General features: G+C 38.2%; 25 protein-coding genes and 1 pseudogene. 22 read left to right on the forward strand and 4 right to left on the reverse strand.

Going from position 1 to position 20,347, the window contains the following annotated elements; translation table 11 throughout:
• From B9T62_RS36350 to B9T62_RS36395, 10 genes are read left to right on the forward strand one after another with little or no spacing between them, the layout of a single operon-like run.
• Nucleotides 1-1,026 (forward strand): zinc-dependent alcohol dehydrogenase, encoded by a 1,026-nt coding sequence (locus tag B9T62_RS36350; RefSeq protein ID WP_087919703.1) that lies wholly within the window; start codon nt 1-3, stop codon nt 1,024-1,026.
• A 12-nt stretch (nt 1,027-1,038) separates the two neighbouring features.
• Complete coding sequence (locus tag B9T62_RS36355; protein ID WP_087919704.1) at nt 1,039-2,514, forward strand: class I adenylate-forming enzyme family protein; 1,476 nt, start codon at nt 1,039-1,041, stop codon at nt 2,512-2,514.
• 22 nt (nt 2,515-2,536) lie between these two features.
• Nucleotides 2,537-2,983: a 3-hydroxyacyl-ACP dehydratase FabZ family protein gene (locus B9T62_RS36360; RefSeq protein ID WP_087919705.1), complete on the forward strand. Its 447-nt coding sequence runs from the start codon at nt 2,537-2,539 to the stop codon at nt 2,981-2,983.
• A gap of 2 nt (nt 2,984-2,985) precedes the next feature.
• Nucleotides 2,986-4,164 carry a beta-ketoacyl-[acyl-carrier-protein] synthase family protein gene (locus tag B9T62_RS36365; protein ID WP_087919706.1) on the forward strand — a complete coding sequence of 393 codons (1,179 nt, stop codon included), beginning with the start codon at nt 2,986-2,988 and terminating at the stop codon, nt 4,162-4,164.
• 22 nt (nt 4,165-4,186) lie between these two features.
• Nucleotides 4,187-5,152, forward strand: coding sequence for a beta-ketoacyl synthase N-terminal-like domain-containing protein (locus B9T62_RS36370; protein ID WP_157794150.1), 966 nt, complete (start codon nt 4,187-4,189; stop codon nt 5,150-5,152).
• Complete coding sequence (locus tag B9T62_RS36375; protein WP_087919708.1) at nt 5,152-5,409, forward strand: acyl carrier protein; 258 nt, start codon at nt 5,152-5,154, stop codon at nt 5,407-5,409. Before B9T62_RS36370 ends, B9T62_RS36375 begins: the two co-directional genes overlap by 1 nt.
• A 3-nt stretch (nt 5,410-5,412) precedes the next feature.
• On the forward strand, nt 5,413-6,522 hold the full coding sequence (locus B9T62_RS36380) for a BtrH N-terminal domain-containing protein (protein WP_087919709.1): 1,110 nt from the start codon (nt 5,413-5,415) through the stop codon (nt 6,520-6,522).
• A complete protein-coding gene (locus B9T62_RS36385; protein ID WP_087919710.1) occupies nt 6,519-7,628 on the forward strand; it encodes a BtrH N-terminal domain-containing protein in 1,110 nt (369 codons plus the stop codon). The genes B9T62_RS36380 and B9T62_RS36385 overlap by 4 nt, the downstream gene beginning before the upstream one ends.
• 15 nt (nt 7,629-7,643) lie before the next feature.
• Nucleotides 7,644-8,312, forward strand: coding sequence for a class I SAM-dependent methyltransferase (locus B9T62_RS36390; RefSeq protein WP_087919711.1), 669 nt, complete (start codon nt 7,644-7,646; stop codon nt 8,310-8,312).
• Between the two features lie 40 nt (nt 8,313-8,352).
• Nucleotides 8,353-9,684 (forward strand): hypothetical protein, encoded by a 1,332-nt coding sequence (locus B9T62_RS36395; RefSeq protein WP_087919712.1) that lies wholly within the window; start codon nt 8,353-8,355, stop codon nt 9,682-9,684.
• 109 nt (nt 9,685-9,793) lie between these two features.
• Here B9T62_RS36395 and B9T62_RS36400 read toward each other — a convergent pair whose 3' ends face one another.
• Genes B9T62_RS36400 through B9T62_RS36410 form a run of 3 tightly spaced genes read right to left on the reverse strand, consistent with a single transcriptional unit; the run spans nt 9,794 to nt 12,368 of the window.
• Nucleotides 9,794-10,627: a MerR family transcriptional regulator gene (locus tag B9T62_RS36400; protein ID WP_169834493.1), complete on the reverse strand. Its 834-nt coding sequence runs from the start codon at nt 10,625-10,627 to the stop codon at nt 9,794-9,796.
• A gap of 21 nt (nt 10,628-10,648) precedes the next feature.
• Nucleotides 10,649-11,392, reverse strand: a complete 744-nt coding sequence (locus B9T62_RS36405) for an ABC transporter permease (protein ID WP_087919714.1) — start codon at nt 11,390-11,392, stop codon at nt 10,649-10,651.
• 1 nt (nt 11,393) lies between these two features.
• The gene (locus tag B9T62_RS36410) at nt 11,394-12,368 is read right to left on the reverse strand and encodes an ABC transporter ATP-binding protein (protein WP_087919715.1); all 975 of its coding nucleotides are present in this window, start codon (nt 12,366-12,368) and stop codon (nt 11,394-11,396) included.
• Between the two features lie 240 nt (nt 12,369-12,608).
• Here B9T62_RS36410 and B9T62_RS36415 point away from each other — a divergent pair, with 240 nt between their 5' ends.
• The 12 genes and pseudogenes from B9T62_RS36415 (at nt 12,609) to B9T62_RS36465 (ending at nt 19,752) form a co-directional block, all read left to right on the forward strand.
• On the forward strand, nt 12,609-13,418 hold the full coding sequence (locus B9T62_RS36415) for a CPBP family intramembrane metalloprotease (protein ID WP_087919716.1): 810 nt from the start codon (nt 12,609-12,611) through the stop codon (nt 13,416-13,418).
• A 514-nt stretch (nt 13,419-13,932) separates the two neighbouring features.
• Nucleotides 13,933-14,397 (forward strand): MarR family winged helix-turn-helix transcriptional regulator, encoded by a 465-nt coding sequence (locus B9T62_RS36420; protein WP_087919717.1) that lies wholly within the window; start codon nt 13,933-13,935, stop codon nt 14,395-14,397.
• Between the two features lie 6 nt (nt 14,398-14,403).
• The gene (locus B9T62_RS36425; RefSeq protein WP_087919718.1) at nt 14,404-15,237 is read left to right on the forward strand and encodes a DUF6544 family protein; all 834 of its coding nucleotides are present in this window, start codon (nt 14,404-14,406) and stop codon (nt 15,235-15,237) included.
• Nucleotides 15,238-15,258: 21 nt separating this feature from the next.
• Nucleotides 15,259-15,396, forward strand: coding sequence for a GNAT family N-acetyltransferase (locus B9T62_RS39785; protein ID WP_245864239.1), 138 nt, complete (start codon nt 15,259-15,261; stop codon nt 15,394-15,396).
• 285 nt (nt 15,397-15,681) lie between these two features.
• Nucleotides 15,682-16,848 (forward strand): DUF4317 domain-containing protein, encoded by a 1,167-nt coding sequence (locus B9T62_RS36430; protein ID WP_087919719.1) that lies wholly within the window; start codon nt 15,682-15,684, stop codon nt 16,846-16,848.
• Between the two features lie 32 nt (nt 16,849-16,880).
• A complete protein-coding gene (locus B9T62_RS36435) occupies nt 16,881-17,198 on the forward strand; it encodes a GNAT family N-acetyltransferase (RefSeq protein WP_087919720.1) in 318 nt (105 codons plus the stop codon).
• A 3-nt stretch (nt 17,199-17,201) separates the two neighbouring features.
• Entirely contained in the window at nt 17,202-17,672 is a 471-nt protein-coding gene (aac(6'), locus tag B9T62_RS36440) for an aminoglycoside 6'-N-acetyltransferase (protein ID WP_087919721.1), read from the forward strand.
• A gap of 33 nt (nt 17,673-17,705) precedes the next feature.
• Complete coding sequence (locus B9T62_RS36445; protein WP_087919722.1) at nt 17,706-18,272, forward strand: DUF4256 domain-containing protein; 567 nt, start codon at nt 17,706-17,708, stop codon at nt 18,270-18,272.
• Nucleotides 18,273-18,374, forward strand: a complete 102-nt coding sequence (locus B9T62_RS36450; RefSeq protein ID WP_087919723.1) for an SEC-C metal-binding domain-containing protein — start codon at nt 18,273-18,275, stop codon at nt 18,372-18,374.
• The gene (locus B9T62_RS36455) at nt 18,359-18,793 is read left to right on the forward strand and encodes a hypothetical protein (RefSeq protein WP_087919724.1); all 435 of its coding nucleotides are present in this window, start codon (nt 18,359-18,361) and stop codon (nt 18,791-18,793) included. The genes B9T62_RS36450 and B9T62_RS36455 overlap by 16 nt, the downstream gene beginning before the upstream one ends.
• A gap of 69 nt (nt 18,794-18,862) precedes the next feature.
• The gene (locus B9T62_RS36460) at nt 18,863-19,123 is read left to right on the forward strand and encodes a hypothetical protein (protein ID WP_087919725.1); all 261 of its coding nucleotides are present in this window, start codon (nt 18,863-18,865) and stop codon (nt 19,121-19,123) included.
• Nucleotides 19,124-19,180: 57 nt separating this feature from the next.
• Nucleotides 19,181-19,752: pseudogene (locus B9T62_RS36465) on the forward strand (DUF4317 family protein).
• A 31-nt stretch (nt 19,753-19,783) separates the two neighbouring features.
• On the opposite strand, the gene B9T62_RS36470 reads toward B9T62_RS36465, so the two are convergent.
• Entirely contained in the window at nt 19,784-20,314 is a 531-nt protein-coding gene (locus B9T62_RS36470) for an NAD(P)H-dependent oxidoreductase (RefSeq protein ID WP_087919726.1), read from the reverse strand.
• Between the last annotated feature and the right edge of the window lie 33 nt (nt 20,315-20,347).

Below are 20,347 nucleotides of genomic sequence, written 5' to 3' on the forward strand. Positions count from 1 at the left end.
ATGAATAACCTCTCTTTAGTGATAGAATCCAAACAACAGCTAAAGTGTATAAATAAACCAATTGATGATCATTTACTTCCAGATGAAGTGCTTATCAAAGTTCATTATGTGGCTCTTTGTGGATCAGATATTAAATTATATAAGGGTCAATATACGGCTCCGCATCGATATCCTATAATTTTAGGCCATGAATGGATAGGAGAAGTAGTTGCAACTGGCATAAGTGCAGAATCAAAATGGTGCGAAAAAGATTTAGTTACTGGAGACTGCTCAATCTATTGTGGCAGCTGCGAGCAATGTAAAAAGAATAAAAACTTATGTGAAAGAGTTCAAAAACGGGGAATTACAATAGATGGGGCAGGCTCTCAATATGTTAAGATTTCTTCGAAATATTTATATAAATGTCCTAAAACTGCTGTTACCCGGCCCTATGTTTTAACAGAACCATTGGCGGTGGCCGTTGAAGGAATTAAAAAAATAGGCAGTCAAAAATTATCTGAAGCCAAAGAAGTTCTTATTTTGGGTGCAGGTGGCATTGGTGCACTGAGTGCAATTGCACTAATTGATCAGGGAGTCTCCAATATTACAATCTCAGATGTGGAAGAAGTGAATATTCGTACTATTCAATCGATGGGACTGACAAATGCAACCCCTATTCATGCAGATATGACCAAGAATGTATCTGAGTATGTAAACCACTTTGATCTTATTATTGAAGCATCAGGCAACGAAAATGCTATAGTCTCTTCACTTCACTTATTGAGATCAGGGGGGACTTTGCTATGCCTTGGCCATCAGAATTCTATTCATATAGATTTTGGGATGGTTATAAAAAAGTCCTTAAATATTATTGGAAGTATTGGTGGGACAGGGGGATTTCAAGAAGCTATTAGAATAATTGAACGGAATGAGAAATGTATTACGAAGCTGATCACAAGAATGGTGCCGATAGATTTAGTACAGCATTTCTTTTCAAAGGAACTGGACTTGCAGAAGAATGTTAAAATTGTAATCGAAATGAACTGAGGAGAGATAGAAATGACAATTCTTGAGTTGTTAAAGAGGGGCGTTGAGACAAAGAAAAATAATCTTGCACTAGTATACAGGGATCAACATATAACCTATGGTCAACTTTATGAGTCAATTCAACAGACGATCCGGGAGTTCAGAAAATTAGGCCTTAGAAAAGGTGATAAGGTTGTTCTTCTTGTAAACAGTGACTACTCATTCGTGAATTACTTTTTTTCATTAACTTCTATAGGTTGTATAGTTATCCCATTAGATTTAAATATTAGAGAAGAATTGTATTCTATTATTCATGATTCCGAGGCAACTGCAATTGTCATATATGAAACGCTAGTGGACGAAAGGGTCATTTCCAAGCTTAGTAGTTCCAAGCTTAGATATATAATCAATGAAAATTATATTCATAGCAACTATAAAGACTACCAGATTTTAGGAAATGCACTGTTGACTCATGATGGTATAGGTGAATCTGAAGAAGTTGTATCGGATGATCTGTTATGTTTTATTTATACATCGGGAACAATTAAAGAACCTAAAGGCGTAATGTTAACACATCATAATTTATTATTTAACATACAAGAGCTCAGAGATGTAATAGATGTAGATGAAAAGGACGTTTTCTTTAATGTATTACCCTTCTTTCACTGCTATGGATTATGTACAAATTTATTATTACCATTATCCATAGGGGCAACAATTGTCCTACATGATAATAAAAACTTAAATGATATCGTTAGACATATTCAGAAATGGAATACTACTGTCTTTTCTTGTGTACCTACAATGCTCGAAAAAATAAAAAATATGATTAATCAAGATATGAAGCACATAAAGTTTATCTCTTCCGGTGCTCCATTGCCATATAGTGTTGTGAAATATTATTACGAGAAAAATGATATTCAAATTATTAATGCATATGGTTCAAGTGAAACTAATACGATAGCAGTTAACAAAAACTGTTATTACAGTAAGCAACATTCAGTTGGTACGTTGTTACCTTCATTGCAAACGAAGATTGTAGATGAGGATGGAAATGAATTGGCCTATGGTCAAGAAGGCGAAATATTACTGAAAACACCTAAATTAATGAGGGGCTACTATAATTTAACGAAAGAGACTGAAGAAGTATTAAGAGACAGCTGGTTTTACACTGGTGATATCGGTTATGTCTTGGAAATTAGAGAATTATTTATCACCGGCAGAAAAAAAGAAATGTTTTGTGTGGCAGGAAAAAAAGTATTTAAGCACGATGTTGAGGAAATTTTAATGCAGAGTGGATACTTCAAAGATGTATTAGTTGAGGCGGAAAGCAATGTTTCAAGGGGAGACTTAATAATCGCTAAAGTTGTACTTAACGATGAAACAACAATAAATGAGGAACAAATATTAAGGTATTGCCGCAGGAAAATGTCAGCACATAAGGTACCAAAAAAAATTATTATATGTGAACATCTCATCAAAAAAAAGACCTGGAAAATGATGGTTTGAGAAATGGAGTGATGTTTCTGGCATGGAAGAAAATATAACACTCAATTTAATGGAGCAAGATGGAATTTTGAAATTGATTCCTCATAGAAGTCCGTTCTTGTTTGTAGATAACATAGTTGGTTTTACTCAAGAGCAAATTGTATGTGAGAAATTGTTCAGAGGTGATGAACAGTTCTTTATTGGGCATTTTCCTGGTAATCCAATTGTTCCCGGCGTTATTTTAATAGAAACCTTGGCTCAAGCAGCTGCAGTTTTAAATGCGATTCGATGGAACAAAAGCCAAGAGGGATATTTGATGAAAGTAAATCATTTTACATTTAGGAAATTTGTTTTGCCAGATCAGTTACTTCGGATACAAGTAAAGCATGTAAGAAAAATTAGCAAAAGTGATGTTTTTAGTGGTGAGATATATCGTAACGAACAATTAGTGGCAGAGGGAAGTATTACTGTTGTAATGAAGGAGGATTAGAAATGGGAAGAGCCGTTGTATCTGGTTTAGGTGTAGTATCTGCTCTTGGGAATGATGCCGATACATTTTTTTCACGCCTGGCTCAAGGAGTTTCAGGAGTTACAGAGAAATCCATTTCCATTTTAGGAGAAACAAAAACTTTCTTGTGCGCAGCAACAGATTCAAATCCTTTAGAGGAGCCTCTTAAAGCATTCAAGCTTGCTGAAAGCGTACTTCAGGATGCACTCAAAATGAGTCATCTACTAGATTCTTACAAGAACGGTGAACGGGTGGGTTTGTTTATTGGTACTGCTACTGGAATTATTCCTGTATTAGAAAGTGAAAGAGGATTAATATGTCATATTAATCGTTTGAAGGACAATTCTTTAAAACCATACAATGGCATCGCTGAATACTTAACTGGGAAACTACCCTTTAAACCTATGTTTGTAACTACTTTTACGTCTGCATGCGCATCTAGTACGATTGCCCTTATTGAAGCGGCTAAAATGATCAGGAAAGAAATGTTGGATTGTGTAATAGTGATTGGCACTGAGGCGTTATCCTCCTATGATTTTTTAGGATTCGAGTCTTTGGGTATTATTTCCAAAACAAACATTAAGCCTTTTGATGACGATCGGGATGGGATAGTTTTAGGGGAGGGTGCAGCGGCCATAATTATTGAGAATGAGGAGAGCGTAAAAAAAAGAAAGATACCTTATCTAGTAGAAATAGCTGGAGGAGGGATTAGTAATGATGCATATCGTTTGGCTACACCGGATCCAGAAGGAACAGGAGCAGCCAAGTGTATGAATGCCGCATTACAACAATCCAATTTGAGTTATGGAGCTATTGACTACATCAACGCGCACGGCACCGGGACAAAATTAAACGATCGGATGGAAACAAAGGCGATTAAACAAGTGTTTAAGGAAAATTCAAAAGAAATTCCAATAAGCTCTTCAAAGTCGATGCTTGGACATACAAGAGGAGCCTCTGGTGCATTAGAAGGGCTGATAAGTATTTTATCAATAGTTAATGAATTTATTCCCCCTACGATTAATTACAACACTCCTGATAAAGAGTGTGACCTTGATTATGTACCAAACATTGGTAGAGCAGCTCCAATTCAACATGTAATGTCAAACTCGTTTGGATTTGGAGGGCATAATAGTAGTGTTATTTTCTCAAAGGTTTATTGAAGAAGTTGGGAGGATGAATAGGTTGCAGGACGAAAAAATAGTTGTCACAGGTGTCGCTGCAATTACTGCTTCGTACCCTAGTTTGGATGATCTTATAGATTTTTATTTAAATCGGATAGAGAAGAGATCGTTGAAAATAACGGAATCTATTAATATTGATAATTTGAATATTGATGTTGGCAAATATATAAACAAATTCAAAATAAAAAAAATGAGTAATGCCTCTGTGTTATCAGTTATTGCTGCAGGTCAAGCCATTCATGATGCTAATGTTGAAAAGGAAGTTTTGGAAAATAGCGGTGTTGTATTTAACTCGCTTTTTTCAACTTTTGATAAAGCTATGGAGTTTTACGATATGGCTTGTGAAACAAAGTGTGAGAAGGTTAATTCATCAAAGTTTGCAAATTCGACTAGTTGTGCTCCAACCGGTGAAATATCTGCCGAGTGGGGGATGAGAGGTTCAAGTATGATGCTTTCCGGAGATAAGGAATCGTCTTTCAGCGCTATTCGTCTTGGTTATAATAACTTGAGAGATTGTGAACAAACCCCCTTTTTTTTAGTTGGAGGTGTTGACGTTTATTTTAACAACAAAAGTTATTTCTATTCCAATGAATCCGGTACTGAAAAGGAGGAGGGGGTTGCTGCAATTTTATTAGAGAAAAGTACTAATGCATTTTTAAGAAGTGCAAAAGTATATGGTGAAATTCAGATTATAAATTCGAGCCATATTAAGGATAAGATAAATAATGATGACTATTCATATGTTATCAGTAATGATTTCACTCTTAATGGGAAACTGGATACTAATAAATTAATGATGCTGGAGGATTATGAAGGAGCGACGGCAAGTATAGCTGTAGTTATAGCTTGCAAAATCGTTGAATCAATTAAAGTGAAACGGACGGTAGTTCCAGATAAACCGCTACAAGTTCTAATTCATTTGAAAGAAGGAAATACATGTATTTTAATTAAAGAGGAGGTAAGGTAATGGAGAAAAGAGATGTTGTTAGCAAATTAAAACAAATTATTGTACGAACTCTTGATGTTGATGTGGAGGTGGAAAATATAAATGATGATTCTTTGTTATATGACGAACTGGGGATTGATTCGGTAGACTCATTGGATTTGATCGTCAATGTTGAAGAAGAATTCAAATTAGATCTATCAGAAGAAGGAAATGATTTTTTATATTCTATTGATACTTTTGCTGAAAAGATATTATCCGTTTTGAAACCGGAGTTGTAATGAATGATGGAGTTAAACAGGAAGGTAATTGAAACCTTTGATAATAAGCCCGGTCAGCATTGTATAAGCACGTCACTCAGGGATATTTTTCAATACAATGGTTTTAGTTTCTCAGAAGAAATGATATTCGGGTTGGATAGCGGTTTAGGTTATCATTTATGTGAAGACACCCATAAGTTGGGTTCGCTGTTTGTAGGAGGTAAAAGCAATCTCTTTGAAGGTAATATTTGTAATAACCTAGGGATTAAGCTAATACAAAATGAACCTCAGGATGATATGTCTGCTTGGTTAGAGGTAAAAGAATATATCGATAAGAATACCCCGGTTATGGTACTTGCAGATATGTATTATCTTGATTATTTTCAAAAGAAACAAAATCCCTTTGGTGGACATATGATTGTTATTATTGGGTACGATCTGGAAAAAGAAGAGGTTTATGTATCTGAAAGGTTGGATGATCAGCTTATTGAAAAAGATCGGAATGAACTACTATCTATTAGTTTTTCTAATCTACAATTAGCACGTTCTTCAGAAAAAGATTATATAAGCAGACCAAACAGAAGGTGGTTTGTTTTAGAGTTTCCCCCGGAATTAAACATCAAGTTAGGTATAAAGAAATCTATTAAACAAAATGTCGAACGTTTTTTAAATTCGGAAGAAAATGGTATTAAAAATCTACACTTATTTCCTTCGAAGCTTAGAATTTGTCTCGATAGAATTTTAGAGAGTAGTCTGTCGTATAAAGAGCTAATCTATGAAACTAAAAAGCAGTTACTCTTCATATATGCTTGTATAGAAAAGAATGGAACAGGTGGAGGACTATTCAGAAAAATGTACTCTGGGTTTCTAAGCGAAATTTATAAGAACTATTATACTGACCCACTCATATATAAAGCATATCATGATTTAGTTGTTGCAGCTGAAAAGTGGTCTGAATTAGCTAGTAATATATATAAAGATGTGATGAATTTAAATGTTAAAATTCCAAGGGATACGTTAGGAAGTAGAATTAACTCTATTTGTGAAAGTGTAAATTTTCACATACGGGATGTTGAGAACATTGAAAAGCAGGCTTTCCTCAGTTTAGCACAGTGGATAGGAGGAGATCAATGAAAACAAACCATTCACAATCAAGTATAATGGAGGTCCTTGGAAATTATAAAACTATTAAAAGCTCCCATTGTATTACTAAATCTTTAGCAGAAATCATGCTGAATTGTTCAAAGCTTATTCCAGAAAAACTATGTAATGATGCTATGATGTTTGGTTTGGATAGCGGTTTGGATTTCGTATATAGAGTTCTCGGAAAAGACAAGTATCCTCCGGTTTTTATAGGGGGGAGATTTTGCAATTGGATAGACAATTTTGCTGACACAACTTCAATTAGGATTAATAAAAAATCTACGAATAATAATGCTCATGCATGGCAATCATTGAAGAACTCTCTTGATTCAGGAATTCCTGTTATGTTAGAAGTCGACAAATACTGCCTTCAATATTGGAAACAGAAAGTGGGGTATGAGGATTATGGTGGACATCTTGTAGTGGCTGTCTCTTATGATGAGAATTATGTTTATATTTCTGATGAATGTGGTAAAGAGGAGAAATTTCAGAAGGTTCCTCTCGATGAGCTATCAGCAGCGAGAAATTCAACTTTATTCTGGAAGAAGCCTAATAATATATGGTATGAATTCGATTTCCCAAAAGAAATCCCTAGTATAGAAACTATGATTAAAACCAGCATAAAAAAGAATGTTGAAAGAATATTGAATCCTCCTAGAATAGAAGCACAAACTGGAATAAACGCAATGAGACAGTGTGCAAAGGATTTGTTATCATGGGTGGATTGGTTTGATTTCTCCATATACGTTCATAAAGATAAGATTGAAGTTCCGGCATTAGACTACGAATTATTCAAGATCATGAAAATTATTCATGGCGGGAATATAGGTGGGGGAGGGAATTTTCGCTTCCTTTATGCAAACTTTCTAAAACAATCCGCCGATATTATTCAATCTGATCGGGTTAGAGAAGCTTCGTATGATTTTTCTTTGTCAGGAGAAAAATGGATAAAAATACATGATATGATTAATAGAAATGAAGTTAGACCTCTCTGTTATGAGTATAAGCAAGAGCTGCTTGAGTCCATTAGTCAAGTGATCTTGGAGATTGCAGATATTGAAGAGGGTGCGCTTTGGAAGTTAAATGAAAAAATCTAATTAGGAGGCTTTGCGATGAAGGAAAGAATTATTGAAACAGTGGATGGTATACAGGATATTGGTAGTGTTCAAAAGTATAATTTAATGCAGAGAGAAACCAGAGATCGTGGAAACATAATGGAAAAGGTGGAGCGTTTAGTTAAAAATGGTCTTGTTAGTGGGCATGCATTAGAAATCGGTCCGGGTCCAGGGTATTTTGGATTAGAATGGTTAAAGGTAACCGATAACTCGACGCTAACCGGAATTGAAATTAGTCAGCCGATGATTGTAATGGCTGAAGAAAATGCTGCTGAGTATGGATTGCAAAACAGAGTTAAGTATGTGCATGGAGATGCTAAGCAAATGGAATTTGAAGATGAAACTTTTGATTTAGTTATTTCATGTTTCTCTTTGCATGAATGGGAATATCCAGAGGCTATTATTAAAGAAACAAGTAGAGTGTTGAAAAAAGGCGGCCATTTCTTTTCTCTGGATTGGAGAAGAGATGTTGATTTAAACGCTATTAGTTTTATACCTAACAGTGTAAAAGATGATAAAATGCGGGAAGGTTTATTTCGCTCTATAGATGCAAGTTATCATGTTGATGAAATCAAACAGTTCTTCTCGATTACAGATAATCAATTGAGATTAAAGGTGTATGCAGAATTAATTTATGGAATGTATGTAATTGCTCAAAAAGTATAATCTACCTGTCCAAAATATTAAGGAAGGGGATTTAATATCTATGAAATGGGATTTATTTATAGATAAGGGATGGATTTCTTTGACAGATGAGATTGAACAAACATGGGGCGATATCCTTAATAAACACACCTGCAACATGCAATGCCATATTGACGAAGTAATCAAAGACGTTTTGGGGAAGGTTACTGAAGATATAGCAGGGTTATGGTCAGATGTCAATCACCTCGCTTTTTATATTGGTGATTATTCAGAGAATAGTCAGGTTTATGAATTTGCTTCTTGTCTGAAGAAAAAGAAGGATAAAGGAGAAATTGTTGATTTTGATTATGGAGCCTCTCATTTAGCAGTTAAATATCACGGAACACAGGGTTGGTGGTTTTCAGTTAATGTTGATAGTAACATAAAGCTTGAGTTGTTTACTTTTTTAAGATTCGGTGATTGGGCTGAAATCAATCTAAATATGAAAAGCAAACATATTTCACATTTTGCAATCAATGTTTCTAGTAAAGCAAACTTAGATGAAATAATAAACAAATGTAAAGATCCGAATATTGAAATTATTAGTTATGTTATTGATGATGAAATAGGCCATACTTATGCGCACTTTAGAAACATAAATTCAAGTGAATTAATAGAGTTCGTATTTGAACAACAAAAGGGAGAAAATATGAATAAGGAGAGAAGTATGGAGATCCGTAAGAAAATTGGTGTTTTGGGTGTAGGGAGGATGGGAAGGTGTATTGTTCAAGCTTTACCCCGATGTGAAAAATTAATTTTAGTCGATAAAATTGTTACCCCGCAGTTACAAACTATAGCTGCAGAAAAAGCAGCTCTTCTTTCTAATGACATTAAGCAATTAGATGAAGTGAACATTCTGATTATAGCCATACCATACAGTGAATTTTCCTATATAAAAGAAGATTTGTTGATGATCTCAAATAATAAACAAGTCATAAATATTGCTACTTTGCTGAGAAGGCAAGAGCTAGAGTCGGTATTTCAATTTAATGAAATCTTGAATATCAAAATTATCGGTGAATCAACAGAGATCGAAAATGGAAATAAGGCATTATTAGTTGTTCAGGATATTAATTTAAGTGATGAGCAGAAATTCAATATTGAATGGCTGTTTAAAGATTTCGGTGACATTATATATTCTGAGAATGATTTTGTTTCAGAGATTAATAGTTTCGTAGCAGAACAAACAATTAAAATGATTCTTCATGTTGAAAAGAAACTTAGCTCTGAAGACATAGATCCCAAGATAGTGGAAAAGGCAGTCAAGAATGTAATGAAGGGAACATGTGCTACATATCCATGGGCGGCGGATGATGACTTTATCAACCAAATCAAAGCCAGACTACCGAAATGATTTGAACATTAATGAGGTTTTATAGATGAAGAAGGGTCACCTGTAGCGAGCTATATATGCTCATACAGGTGACTATTAATTTGTGGTATTATCAGTCAAATATTCTTTATTATCCTATGATATTTGTTTTTTTCTTTATAGGAAAACAAATTTCCGTTAATAAGTTGGCAGCTTCGTTGGCCTCTTCAGGGGAGATATGATAAATATTAAAAGGGGAGCCGTTCAGTTCATAATCATTATCTAATATCCATCGAGCGAGTGTTTCATTCACTTCACTAAGTTTGTTATAATTTCCTTCATAGATAAATGAAGCCACGGTTTGTTCCTTTTCTATTTTAATATTTGCTTCTTGCAGATTTTCATAATCCCCTGAAATGCATTTTTGGACTTCAATATCAATCCTTTGATTTTGAACATCCTCTTCGTAAAAAACTGTTATATTAAAATGCGGATAGCTTAGTCGTACATTCTGGCCATGAACGATCATGGATAGTCTTTTCCATAGCAGAGTTTCATCCTGATACTGCTTGATTTGTGCGCGTAAATAAATGACCCGTCGTTGTGGTATTTTCTTTGCCGTTACCGTATATTTTGATGACTCTTTCTGAGCGTTTAGGTGTTTAATCATGGAGTTTATCAACAATATTTTATCTTGCTTCTCATTTATTTCCTCCTGCAATTGTGCCGCTTGCATATTCAAGAACTTCATCAGATGAATATCCTCATCATATTCATATAAAATCTTTTTTATTAGATGCAGACTGAGTCCCATGGTTTTCAACATGTTTATTTTGTTAGCTACTGCTAGCTGGTGTTCATAATAATACCGATAGCCAGTACTTTCATCAATAAAGCCTGGAGGAAGTAAATCAATGTCAGCATAATGCCTAAGCATCTTAGTGCTTAACTGCGAAAGAATGGAAAAGTCACTAATTCTAAGCACCGAAATCCTCCCTAACATTGTCTAATTTCTGGTTTTCAATAAATGTAAAGCGAGCAGAAATGCCGAAACGCCCAAGATCAGAAATAGTAAGAAAGTACCTAATATAGAGTTCCAGTTAATAGAGTTCTGTAAAATAAGATCCCTTATACTATTTATAACATATGTGAAAGGATTTAACGATACCGGGATTTTGAAAGCGGCCGGGATATATTCATAAGACATCAATGAAGTACTCACAAAAAAGATGGGAAGGGTGAATGTGTTAACAATGGCTAAAAAGGAATTTTCCGTTTTGAAAATCATACTAAGAGCATAGGAGAGGCTTGCTACAAAAAAAACGCAAAAGAAAATTAAACAAATAATGAGTAGGCATCCGAGTATTCCGGTTGCTATTTTGACTGACAGGAAAAAAGAAAAAATAAGGAGTATAAAAACTTCAACAAAAGTTAAAATAGCTGCATCAAAAATATGTCCTAATACAATAGAGCTTCTTTTCACAGGAGAGATGAATATCCGATAAAAAATCCCTTCTGATTTCCAAGAGTAATTAGAAATTCCGCTCATACCGGATGATGTAAGTGTTACGAGAATCAGAATTCCAGGAAGCGTATAAGCCGTATAATTATCTCCAACATACGTTTCCGATTGGAACATCGTTGTAAATAATAGCAGCCAAATTAACGGCTGTATGAGTGTCATAATTATAGTTTCCATATTTTTGAATCGCCATTTTACATTTCTTAAGACAATGCTGAAGGTTCTCATTTTACTTCCTCCCCGTATAATCATTTAAAAGCTCATTTCTTATGGGCTTACTGGTGAATTTCAGGAAAATATCGGACAATGATGGATTTTGAATTTCTATGGCACAAAAACCAATGTTATTCTCGGTTAATAATAAATTTGTTTTAGCAAAGCCTTCAGAGCTGTCATCTACAGAAACATATAATGTCTTTTCCTCGACTCTTATATGTTTGAAAAAATTCTGAGCATTCAAACGTTCTACAATAGCAGCAATGTTATCAACGGTATTAAGCTCAACTCTAATAACAGGCTCGCTGAAATATTGTCTAAGTTCTTCCATGCTGCCTTGAATTAGAGGTTGCCCGTCTTTCATGATGCAAATTGTGTTGCTTAATAATTGAGCTTCTTCCAAATAATGAGTTGTCAAAAATATAGTCGTGTTAAACTTCTCTTGAATTGTCTTAATCATTTGCCACAAAATCTGTCTTGATTCTATGTCCAAGCCAACGGTCGGCTCATCTAAAAATAAAACTTTTGGATGGGATATCATACTCATTGCAATATCGAGCCGTCTTGCTACCCCTCCTGAATATTCGGATACATTGAAATCACAATATTCTGTTAGGTTGAAGGCTTGTATTAGTTCTTCACTGCGAGCATGTATGGCGGTAGAATCTAGACCGAACAGTCTGCCTTGAAATTCTAAATTCTCCTTAAGTGACATGTGTTTGTCTATGGATGTATGTTGAGCGACACAGGAGATGCAGTTTCGGATGTTGTGGCTTTCATTCTTTAAATTATGTCCCATAATTGTGATTTCACCGGAAGTTGGTAAGATGAAAGTGGTAAGGATGTTAATCAATGTAGATTTTCCCGCCCCGTTTTGGCCAAGCAGAGAAAAAATTTCTCCTTGAGAGACAGTTAAGTTGAAATTGCTTAAAGCCTTTTTTCCATTTTTAAATATCTTACTCAGTTCCTTCACTATAATAGCTTCCAATTATTCCACTCCCTTACTGGTTATGTAAAGCGATCATAAACTATCCTATAATAGGAAAGTCAAGGGCCTATGAAATGACTGGTTTTAAGAAAACGTATGGTAACCAGCCCAAAACAGTATGTTTGGGGAATTTATGTTTCTTTATTCGGGGTTTTTAATGTTGTTAAGGTCACAGACAAGCGGCGGCTTATTCCGATATGATGGTGGCCGAGGAACAACATAGGGTTCGGGAGGGCTAGTATGAAGGGCAAATCGCTTCGAGGCATATGGATCATGTTTGTCGTATTTGTCGTTATCTTTATTTTGAATATGAGTGTGGTATCGGATATTAATGCAACACAGCGGATGTGGCTTGTAATGGATGTGTGGTCGCTGATCCTTTCCATTGTTCTGCTTGTCCGGCATCGGTTGCCGTCGGCCAAGCAAATGTGTATCTCGTTGATTCTGGGTGGACTGGTATCCTTGTCCCATCTTCAAGGAAGTGCCTTCTCCATGATCACAGGTTTCCTGATTACCTTTATGGCAACACTTGCTGTATTCAGTACATTTGCAGTACATAGGGAGAGTCCGGTTCAATTTTTGAGACGGAATGGAAAAGGCGGGGTGACGGGTAGTATTACATGGGGGCTGCTCTTCGGGCTGGCTTTGGGTGCTGTAAATATGGGACTGATGCTCTCCAATAATGAGCTCGATTTCCAGGTTTCGCTTTCACGCTTTCTCGTATCGCTAAGTCCGGCAGTTCTTGAAGAGATCGCCATGCGAACCTTGTTTTTTGCCTTTTGTCTCAGCCTGCTGCAAGGAAGAATTACTACGAAGGGGCAGCGGTTTGCCTGCTGGTTTATGATGGTCATTCCGCATGTGCTGATTCATACGCCAGAGGCTTTTATGAGCAAAGGTGTGATTTCTGGTCTTGTTATTGTCATACTGTACACGGTCATTTTCGGGCTGCCTTTCGCTTATTTGCAGTGGAAGCGGGATGTGACTTCAGCGATGATTGCGCATGGCGTGGTTGATTTTATTCGGTTCTGCTTGTTCGGCTTGCCATTTTAAATATTTCATCCGACACGAGTTTTCGAACTTGATACCAATCTCAGATACAATATCAGTGGATAGAAGAGAATGTGCCGCGCATGTATCAATAACTAAATTGTCGTCGATGTTTGGAGTAAATTATGATGATTTATTATTTCTTACGATAAGAACGACAAAAACGATTTAGACTTAATTGAAGAAGATTTTTCCATTGGCATATAAGGCATTCGTTATCTCGTTACCTTTTGAAAGGTTCCATTACCTTCCCGGTCCTTCCTATACAAATCGTGAATTACATGAGAACCATCCAAAGAAAGTCCCACAAGAAACTTCTCTTTTGCAAAAAAAAGCTACCCACTCCTCATCCATACATGTTCCATCTGCTTGATCAATCGCCCTCCTAATCAGGGTTGTCATTGTTTCCTGTGATAGTCTAGCTAGAATTTGACCCTTGACTTTAGGTAACCAGTTACGCATAATGGAGATAAGTAACTGGTTACCTAATAATTGTTCTTGTACGGGAGGGAAGATAATGAATGACATTAAGGATAAAGGATTCATATTTGGATCCATTTTCACCTTATCAAATAAACTGCAGGTTCTGGGCGATAAATTTGACAGGAACCTGACGGTAAAACAATGGCTTTTACTGGCTGGCATTTACAAAAGCCGAAACGAAATGCCCACCATCAGCGAGGTGGCAGGCATTATCGGAAACTCAAGGCAGAATGTGAAAAAGATGGTACTAATACTTGAAAAGGAAGGATTTGTGGCGATTGAAAATGATTCTAATGATGCACGAGTCCAGAAAATCATGCTGACAAAAAAATGTCTGGACTATATGCTGCAGCGTGAAAAGAAAGAGCTTGAATTTCTAGAGCATCTATTTGAGGGTTTCGAGCCGACCGAGCTCCAGGAGATGGTTCGTAGCATATCGAAGCTGGAGAAGAATATTATAGGGATGGCGAGGTTATATCATCATGAAGAAAAGGAGTAAAAGGGTATGTGGATATTTTTCACCATATTAATTTTTATAGCGGCTGTTGTGATATTCTTTCAGTTGCCCGGTTCAAAAACTATGTCTGAATTTCGTGACAGTGTTGACAGCAGTATCACAAAGATAGAAAAACAAACAGATGTTTTTTCGGAAGAGGATTTAGTAGCGCTGCCTTTACCGGTACAACAGTTTTTTAGATCCTGCGGATATCTAGGTACACCTAAAATGTCATACATGAAGGCTACTTTTCGCAATGTAGATTTTAAACTATCTGATAAAAAAACAATAAAAATAGACTATGTGCAATATAATTTTGTGAAAAAACCGGAACGCTTCGCATATATTGATTCATCCTTGATTTGTATACCATTTGAAGGATTCGATTCATATGATAACGGCATTGGGAGCATGAAGGGGACCTTTGCCAAAGTCATTCCCCTGTTTAACCAGCAAGGTGAGAATATGAACAGGTCATGTCTCGTTACCATTCTTGCAGAATGCTTTCTGGTCCCCCATGTCGCTTTGCAGGATTATATAACATGGAAAAGCATCGACGATACTCATTCAGAAGCAATGATTTCGTATAATGGAATCTCAGCAAGCGGTGTTTTTACTTTTGACGAAAATGGAGAGGTACTATCTTTTAAAACCTCTGATAGAGCAGCCATGGATATGAATGGTTCCGTCCGGAAAGCGGAATGGTCGGCCGTTTACAGCGATTATCAGGTTAATAACGGTATCAGACAACCAAAGGTGTTAAAAGCAATCTGGTATTACCCGAAAGAAGACAGTGTTTATTTTAATGAAAATCAAGCCGGCGTCGTCATTGAGTACTATTAGGCAAGGTGGGAACCGGATTGGGTGGTTGAACATGAATGTGAGCTGGGAATTGAAACGGACGAGAAGTATCGGGGTCAAGGCTGGGGCCACCGAACCTTGCAGGGAGCGCTGCTTCTCGCCAAACAGCGGGGAATGACTAGGGTGGGATGGCAATGCTGATGTAGAGCGGAACTTGGAGATCAAGCAATCACATTTCAATGTGGTTGCTTTTTAATTTAAATATAAATTTATATGTTTCACGCTATAATTTATCCTTCTATTTCTCGCAGAAACGGATGCCTAAAAGCGATACGTAGTATCGCTGCTTCGGAAGCATACGCTTTGCAGAGGACGACGAAGCCGTTTCTTCTTATCTCAGTGGATCCGATAGCCCTTCTAGCGAAGGGTTTTTATATCGTTTATACTGATAAGGCCAATTTACTTCATAGGAGCTGTTTCACGAACATGATAAAGAAAGAAGCCGCACATATACGTAAGCAATTTAAAATGGATCACGATTTGTTGAATCTGTACGACATTCTCAACGTGTACATTATGAAGGAAACCAACGAGATCTACCATTGTGAGCGCCAGCCGTTTGCCATGCTGGACCGGGAGAAGCAGGAGCTGTACATGGGCAATTTCCGGAAACTGCTGACCGGCGAACTGGATCAGAAACTGTTCGAATTGAAGTTTCTGGAGGAAGCAGAGGAGCCGTCGCAGGTAATGCTTCACCAGGGTCTGGTGACAGGTGATCCGGAAGAATGGCAGGACCTGATGCTGATGCTCGTGGACAAAATGCTGGTGGATACCAAGTATGAAAAGGATACAGTGATCACGTTTGTTCGCGGACAGTATTCACGCCCGACCAAGGGCAGAAATGATGAAGCTGAAGAGACCGGGAAGGACGAAGTGTTCGCGCATCCGTTCATTCTTTGCAGCGTGAATTCCACGGAACAGCAGCGGAAAACGCTCTTGTTTGATTATGTGGAGAGGGAATTTAAGTACAATGTCATGGTGGATCCGATCATCAAGTTAAGCACGCCGGAACAGGGGTTCTTCTACCCGAGTGTGACGGACAACTACTCTGATGTGAACCGCGTACTGTATTGCACGGGGAGCGCGAATAATCCAAATCCGCATTTCATCGAACAGGTTTTGAATGCGGAAAGGTCTGTGACGGCATACGAAGAGAGAACGATCTTCGAAGATATTGTCAAGGAAGTGGTGGGGGAGCAGCTCGACATAACCACCCTTGCACAGGTGTATGAGGAAGTCCACCAGGTAATGGAAACGAACGAGGATGAGGAAGAACCGCCGAAGCTGGATTATAAAGATGTGGAACGTGTGCTGATGGCAAGCGGTGTAGAGCACGTGACATCGGAAAAAGTGGAACGGGCATTCGAAACGATCATCGATGATAGGAACTATGAACTGAAGGCGAGCAGCGTGATGCCCAAATTCACTTCCAAATCGATTAAGATCGATACAAAGGTTGCCACGATCTCGATCAGTCCGCAGGATCTGAAGTATGTGAAACAGGTCAATTATCAAGGGAAACGTTGCATTATGATTGAGATAGATGAAGATGTGGTGATCGAAGGATTTACGCTCAGTACAGAGACGTTATAGAAGACAGACCCGTTTGACAGCTTGCCGACTCCATTGAAAACAATAGTAAGGAATTGGTTTTTATTGCGACTATTGATGAGGCAGCAGTGGGCTTCTGTTGTACGCAGCTTTTTAAGTCCATGTGTTACCGTTCTTATTATGCGGAGATTACGGAGCTTTTTGTAGTAGAAGAATACCGTAAGCAAGGGGTTGCCACCGCGTTAATGGCAACTGCAGAGGATTATTTCAAGGATAAAAATGTGAAGAGGTATCAGTTGTTTACGGGGAAGCAGAATGAAATTGCCCAAGCTTTTTATGAGAAGAATGGATATACAAAATCAGAGGAGCAGATGTACAGAAAGAGGGTATGAACGATGAGTATAGTCAAAGCAGATGCATCCAACTTGAAGGAATGGGTCCAATTGTCTGCAAAGCTATTCACTGATGAATCATTCGATGAATTGTATAAAGCGTATGCTGATTTTCTAATCACGCAAAAGGAAATAGGATTTTTGTATCGGCGAAACAATAGGAGTGTTGCTTTCATTAATGTATCCATACGCCATGACTATGTGAATGGAACCGACACTTCACCAGTGGTATTTATTGAAGCTCTTTATGTACTTCCCCAGTACCGCCAGCAAGGTATTGCGCGAGAATTACTTTCACAGGCAGAACAATTTGCAAAAGAAAGCGGAGTAGCGCAGCTTGCATCTGATTGTTTGCTCCAGAATACGAATAGCGAATTGTTTCATAAGAGCTGTGGGTTTGAAGAAAAAGAGCGAGTCATCTGTTTTGTTAAAAATGTAAATCGAGGTTTCGGCCTTAGTGAGTCAGATGAATAAATTCATGAGGCAGAAGATTGAGGAGGTTGTACTGTGGTAAATGAAAAAAAGGAGTTATTCCTGGAACAACAAGAAGCGCTGCTTGGCGTGTTAAAAGCCCGCTTTGAGAAAAACATGAATCGCCACGAGGGATTGGAATGGGACAAAGTGAAACTAAAGCTGGAAGCCGATAAAGGGAAATTATGGTCCGTTCATGAGATGGAAAGAACCGGCGGTGAACCGGATGTAGTTGGTTATGATGAAGAGTCGGGAGAATACATTGTCTGTGACTGCTCAGTTGAAAGCCCCAAAGGGCGCAGAAGTGTATGTTACGACGTCGAGGCCTTGAACGCAAGGAAACAAAATAAACCGGAAAATAGCGCCATGGAAATGGCGGCTGAACTGGGTATTGAGCTTCTAACGGAAGAACAATATCGGGAGTTGCAGAAACTTGGGGATTTCGATACAAAAACATCAAGTTGGGTGAGAACACCTTCCGATATCAGAAAGCTCGGCGGTGCAATTTTTGCTGATTTCCGTTATGGACAGGTCTTCGTTTATCATAATGGTGCAGAATCGTATTATGGCGCCAGGGGTTTCCGTGGCTTGCTTCGGGTTTGATTGGGTCAAAAGCCTTCACCCGTTAAAAGTGCGAAAGTTGGGCGAAACGATCCATGTCCTTGCAGCAGCGGTCTGAAGGATAAAAAATGCTGCGGGAAGTGATGAAAGGGGAGAAAAGGATGTATTTTGGAAGCAAACGTTCAAACACTGTTAAACCAGCAAAACTGAACGAAACGGACAAGGCGAAAATAATTGTTAATGTTCGTAAGTTGATTTCCCTATCTTCAAAATCAAAATTAAGTACAATTGTGCATCGCTTTGAAGTGAGAGCTGGCAGATTGTACTTCTACCGTTTGCAAGAACAGTTTGGTTGGGATGATCCTGATATGCAGTTCATAAAGCCCCTAATTAATGGGAAATACAAGGAGTTTCCATGGGCTCGTATTACGCTTTATGATGCACAAGGAGATAAGTGTGAGGTTGATTGGCAACGCTATACGGGGCAGTGGATTAGCTTGACTGAAGGGAATCTTGCCAAATGCCTTGTTTATATTGAAGAGAATGATGATATGTTTCATTAAGAGCATCTTGACGAAATCGGAACTTCATGGATCAACATCGTTCGCAAGCAGGAAGGGAATCCGACAGGATTGGTTCTGGTCAGAATTTCGCCTCAGCCGGACAAGACGGAGAGCGGATTGACGTTCACAGCAGACATCATCGCAAATTATTGGAACGCAGCCTGCATGTTTTATCTGACAGGTGAGACGGAACGCACCGTGAATTATTACCAACAGGCTGTAGACAAAGGCTGGGTGGATCACCATCAGCCGCATTACCACGAATATGTGTACCGGGAAGAGGACAGCGAACAGATTGGGCGTGTTATCGCCGGGCAGATTCCAATGTAGAGCGGAACTTACAAGGGCCAATTTACCAATTTACTTCATATGAGCTGTTTCGCGAACATGATAAAGAAAGAAGCCGCACATATACGTAAGCAATTTAAGATGGATCACGATTTGTTGAATCTGTACGACATTCTCAACGTGTATATTATGAAGGAAAGCAACGAGATTTATCATTGGGTACGCCAGCCGTTTGGCCTGTTGGACAGAGAGAAGCAGGAACTCTATATGAACAATTTCAAAAAACTGCTGACCGGCGAATCGGACCAGAAGCTGTTCGAATTGAAGTTTCTTGAGAAAGTATGAACGGGATACGGTGATCACGTTCGTTCGCGGACAGTATTCCCGCCCGACCAAGGGCAGGAATGATGAAGCTGAAGAGACGGGGAAGGACGAAGTGTTCGCGCATCCGTTCATTCTATGCAGCGTGAATTCCACGGAGCAGCAGCGTGATGCCCAAATTCACCTCCAAGTCGATTAAGATTGACACCAAGGTTGCCACGATCTCGATCAGCCCGCAGGATCTGAAGTATGTGAGACAGGTCAACTATCAAGGGAAACGTTGCATAATGATCGAGATCTCTGAAGATGCGGTGATCGAAGATTTTACACTCAGTACAGAGACGTTATAGACTGATTTGGCCACTGACCGGAAGAACTTGGCTATTTGTACTTAAGGATATAGTCGATATATTTCGTTGCACTGTTATTAATTTCTTCATCGCTGGCTTGAAATGAGGCTCCGAAGACCGCAAAGCTGGGTAGTGCTATTGCGCCTACATGCCTTATACTGGCTTTAAAAGGCGTAATCACTTCATCCACGGTAAAAGAAACAGAGCCGCCTTGCTGATAATTTTCTTTTTTGTCGCCTATGGACATGGCAAGCCCCATCCGCTTTCCTTTAAGCTTGTCACCTGTCGATCCAAAAGCCCACCCGTAAGCAAAAACATCATCAAACCATTTCTTCAATAGAGGCGGGTAACTGTACCAATACAGCGGAAATTGCAAGATGACATGGTCATAGACTTCCAACAGTTTCTGTTCTCTGGCAACATCAATGCTCCAGTCAGGATACTCTCGGTAAATCTCATGAAGTGTAATATCGTTTGGATATAGTAGCAGTTCTTCTTTCCAGCGTTGGTTTACCCGTGAAGTCTCAAGGTTCGGGTGCGCCAAAATTACCAATGTGTTCATTATGAAATCTCCCTTCTCAGAGCCTGTATTCAT

Source organism: Paenibacillus donghaensis, from assembly GCF_002192415.1.
Taxonomy (GTDB): Bacteria; Bacillota; Bacilli; order Paenibacillales; family Paenibacillaceae; genus Paenibacillus_AQ; species Paenibacillus_AQ donghaensis.

Bases quoted from the DNA above. Each gene is read 5' to 3' on its own strand.
- B9T62_RS36355 (WP_087919704.1), top strand. From the start codon at position 1,039: ATGACAATTCTTGAGTTGTTAAAGAGGGGCGTTGAGACAAAGAAAAAT.
- B9T62_RS36375 (WP_087919708.1), top strand. From the start codon at position 5,152: ATGGAGAAAAGAGATGTTGTTAGCAAATTAAAACAAATTATTGTACGA.
- B9T62_RS36380 (WP_087919709.1), top strand. From the start codon at position 5,413: ATGATGGAGTTAAACAGGAAGGTAATTGAAACCTTTGATAATAAGCCC.
- B9T62_RS36470 (WP_087919726.1), bottom strand. From the start codon at position 20,314: ATGAACACATTGGTAATTTTGGCGCACCCGAACCTTGAGACTTCACGG.
- B9T62_RS36390 (WP_087919711.1), top strand. From the start codon at position 7,644: ATGAAGGAAAGAATTATTGAAACAGTGGATGGTATACAGGATATTGGT.
- B9T62_RS36430 (WP_087919719.1), top strand. From the start codon at position 15,682: ATGATAAAGAAAGAAGCCGCACATATACGTAAGCAATTTAAAATGGAT.
- B9T62_RS36420 (WP_087919717.1), top strand. From the start codon at position 13,933: ATGAATGACATTAAGGATAAAGGATTCATATTTGGATCCATTTTCACC.
- B9T62_RS36415 (WP_087919716.1), top strand. From the start codon at position 12,609: ATGAAGGGCAAATCGCTTCGAGGCATATGGATCATGTTTGTCGTATTT.
- B9T62_RS36350 (WP_087919703.1), top strand. From the start codon at position 1: ATGAATAACCTCTCTTTAGTGATAGAATCCAAACAACAGCTAAAGTGT.
- B9T62_RS36425 (WP_087919718.1), top strand. From the start codon at position 14,404: ATGTGGATATTTTTCACCATATTAATTTTTATAGCGGCTGTTGTGATA.
- B9T62_RS36360 (WP_087919705.1), top strand. From the start codon at position 2,537: ATGGAAGAAAATATAACACTCAATTTAATGGAGCAAGATGGAATTTTG.
- B9T62_RS36395 (WP_087919712.1), top strand. From the start codon at position 8,353: ATGAAATGGGATTTATTTATAGATAAGGGATGGATTTCTTTGACAGAT.
- B9T62_RS36365 (WP_087919706.1), top strand. From the start codon at position 2,986: ATGGGAAGAGCCGTTGTATCTGGTTTAGGTGTAGTATCTGCTCTTGGG.
- B9T62_RS36405 (WP_087919714.1), bottom strand. From the start codon at position 11,392: ATGAGAACCTTCAGCATTGTCTTAAGAAATGTAAAATGGCGATTCAAA.
- B9T62_RS36455 (WP_087919724.1), top strand. From the start codon at position 18,359: ATGCTGCGGGAAGTGATGAAAGGGGAGAAAAGGATGTATTTTGGAAGC.
- B9T62_RS36385 (WP_087919710.1), top strand. From the start codon at position 6,519: ATGAAAACAAACCATTCACAATCAAGTATAATGGAGGTCCTTGGAAAT.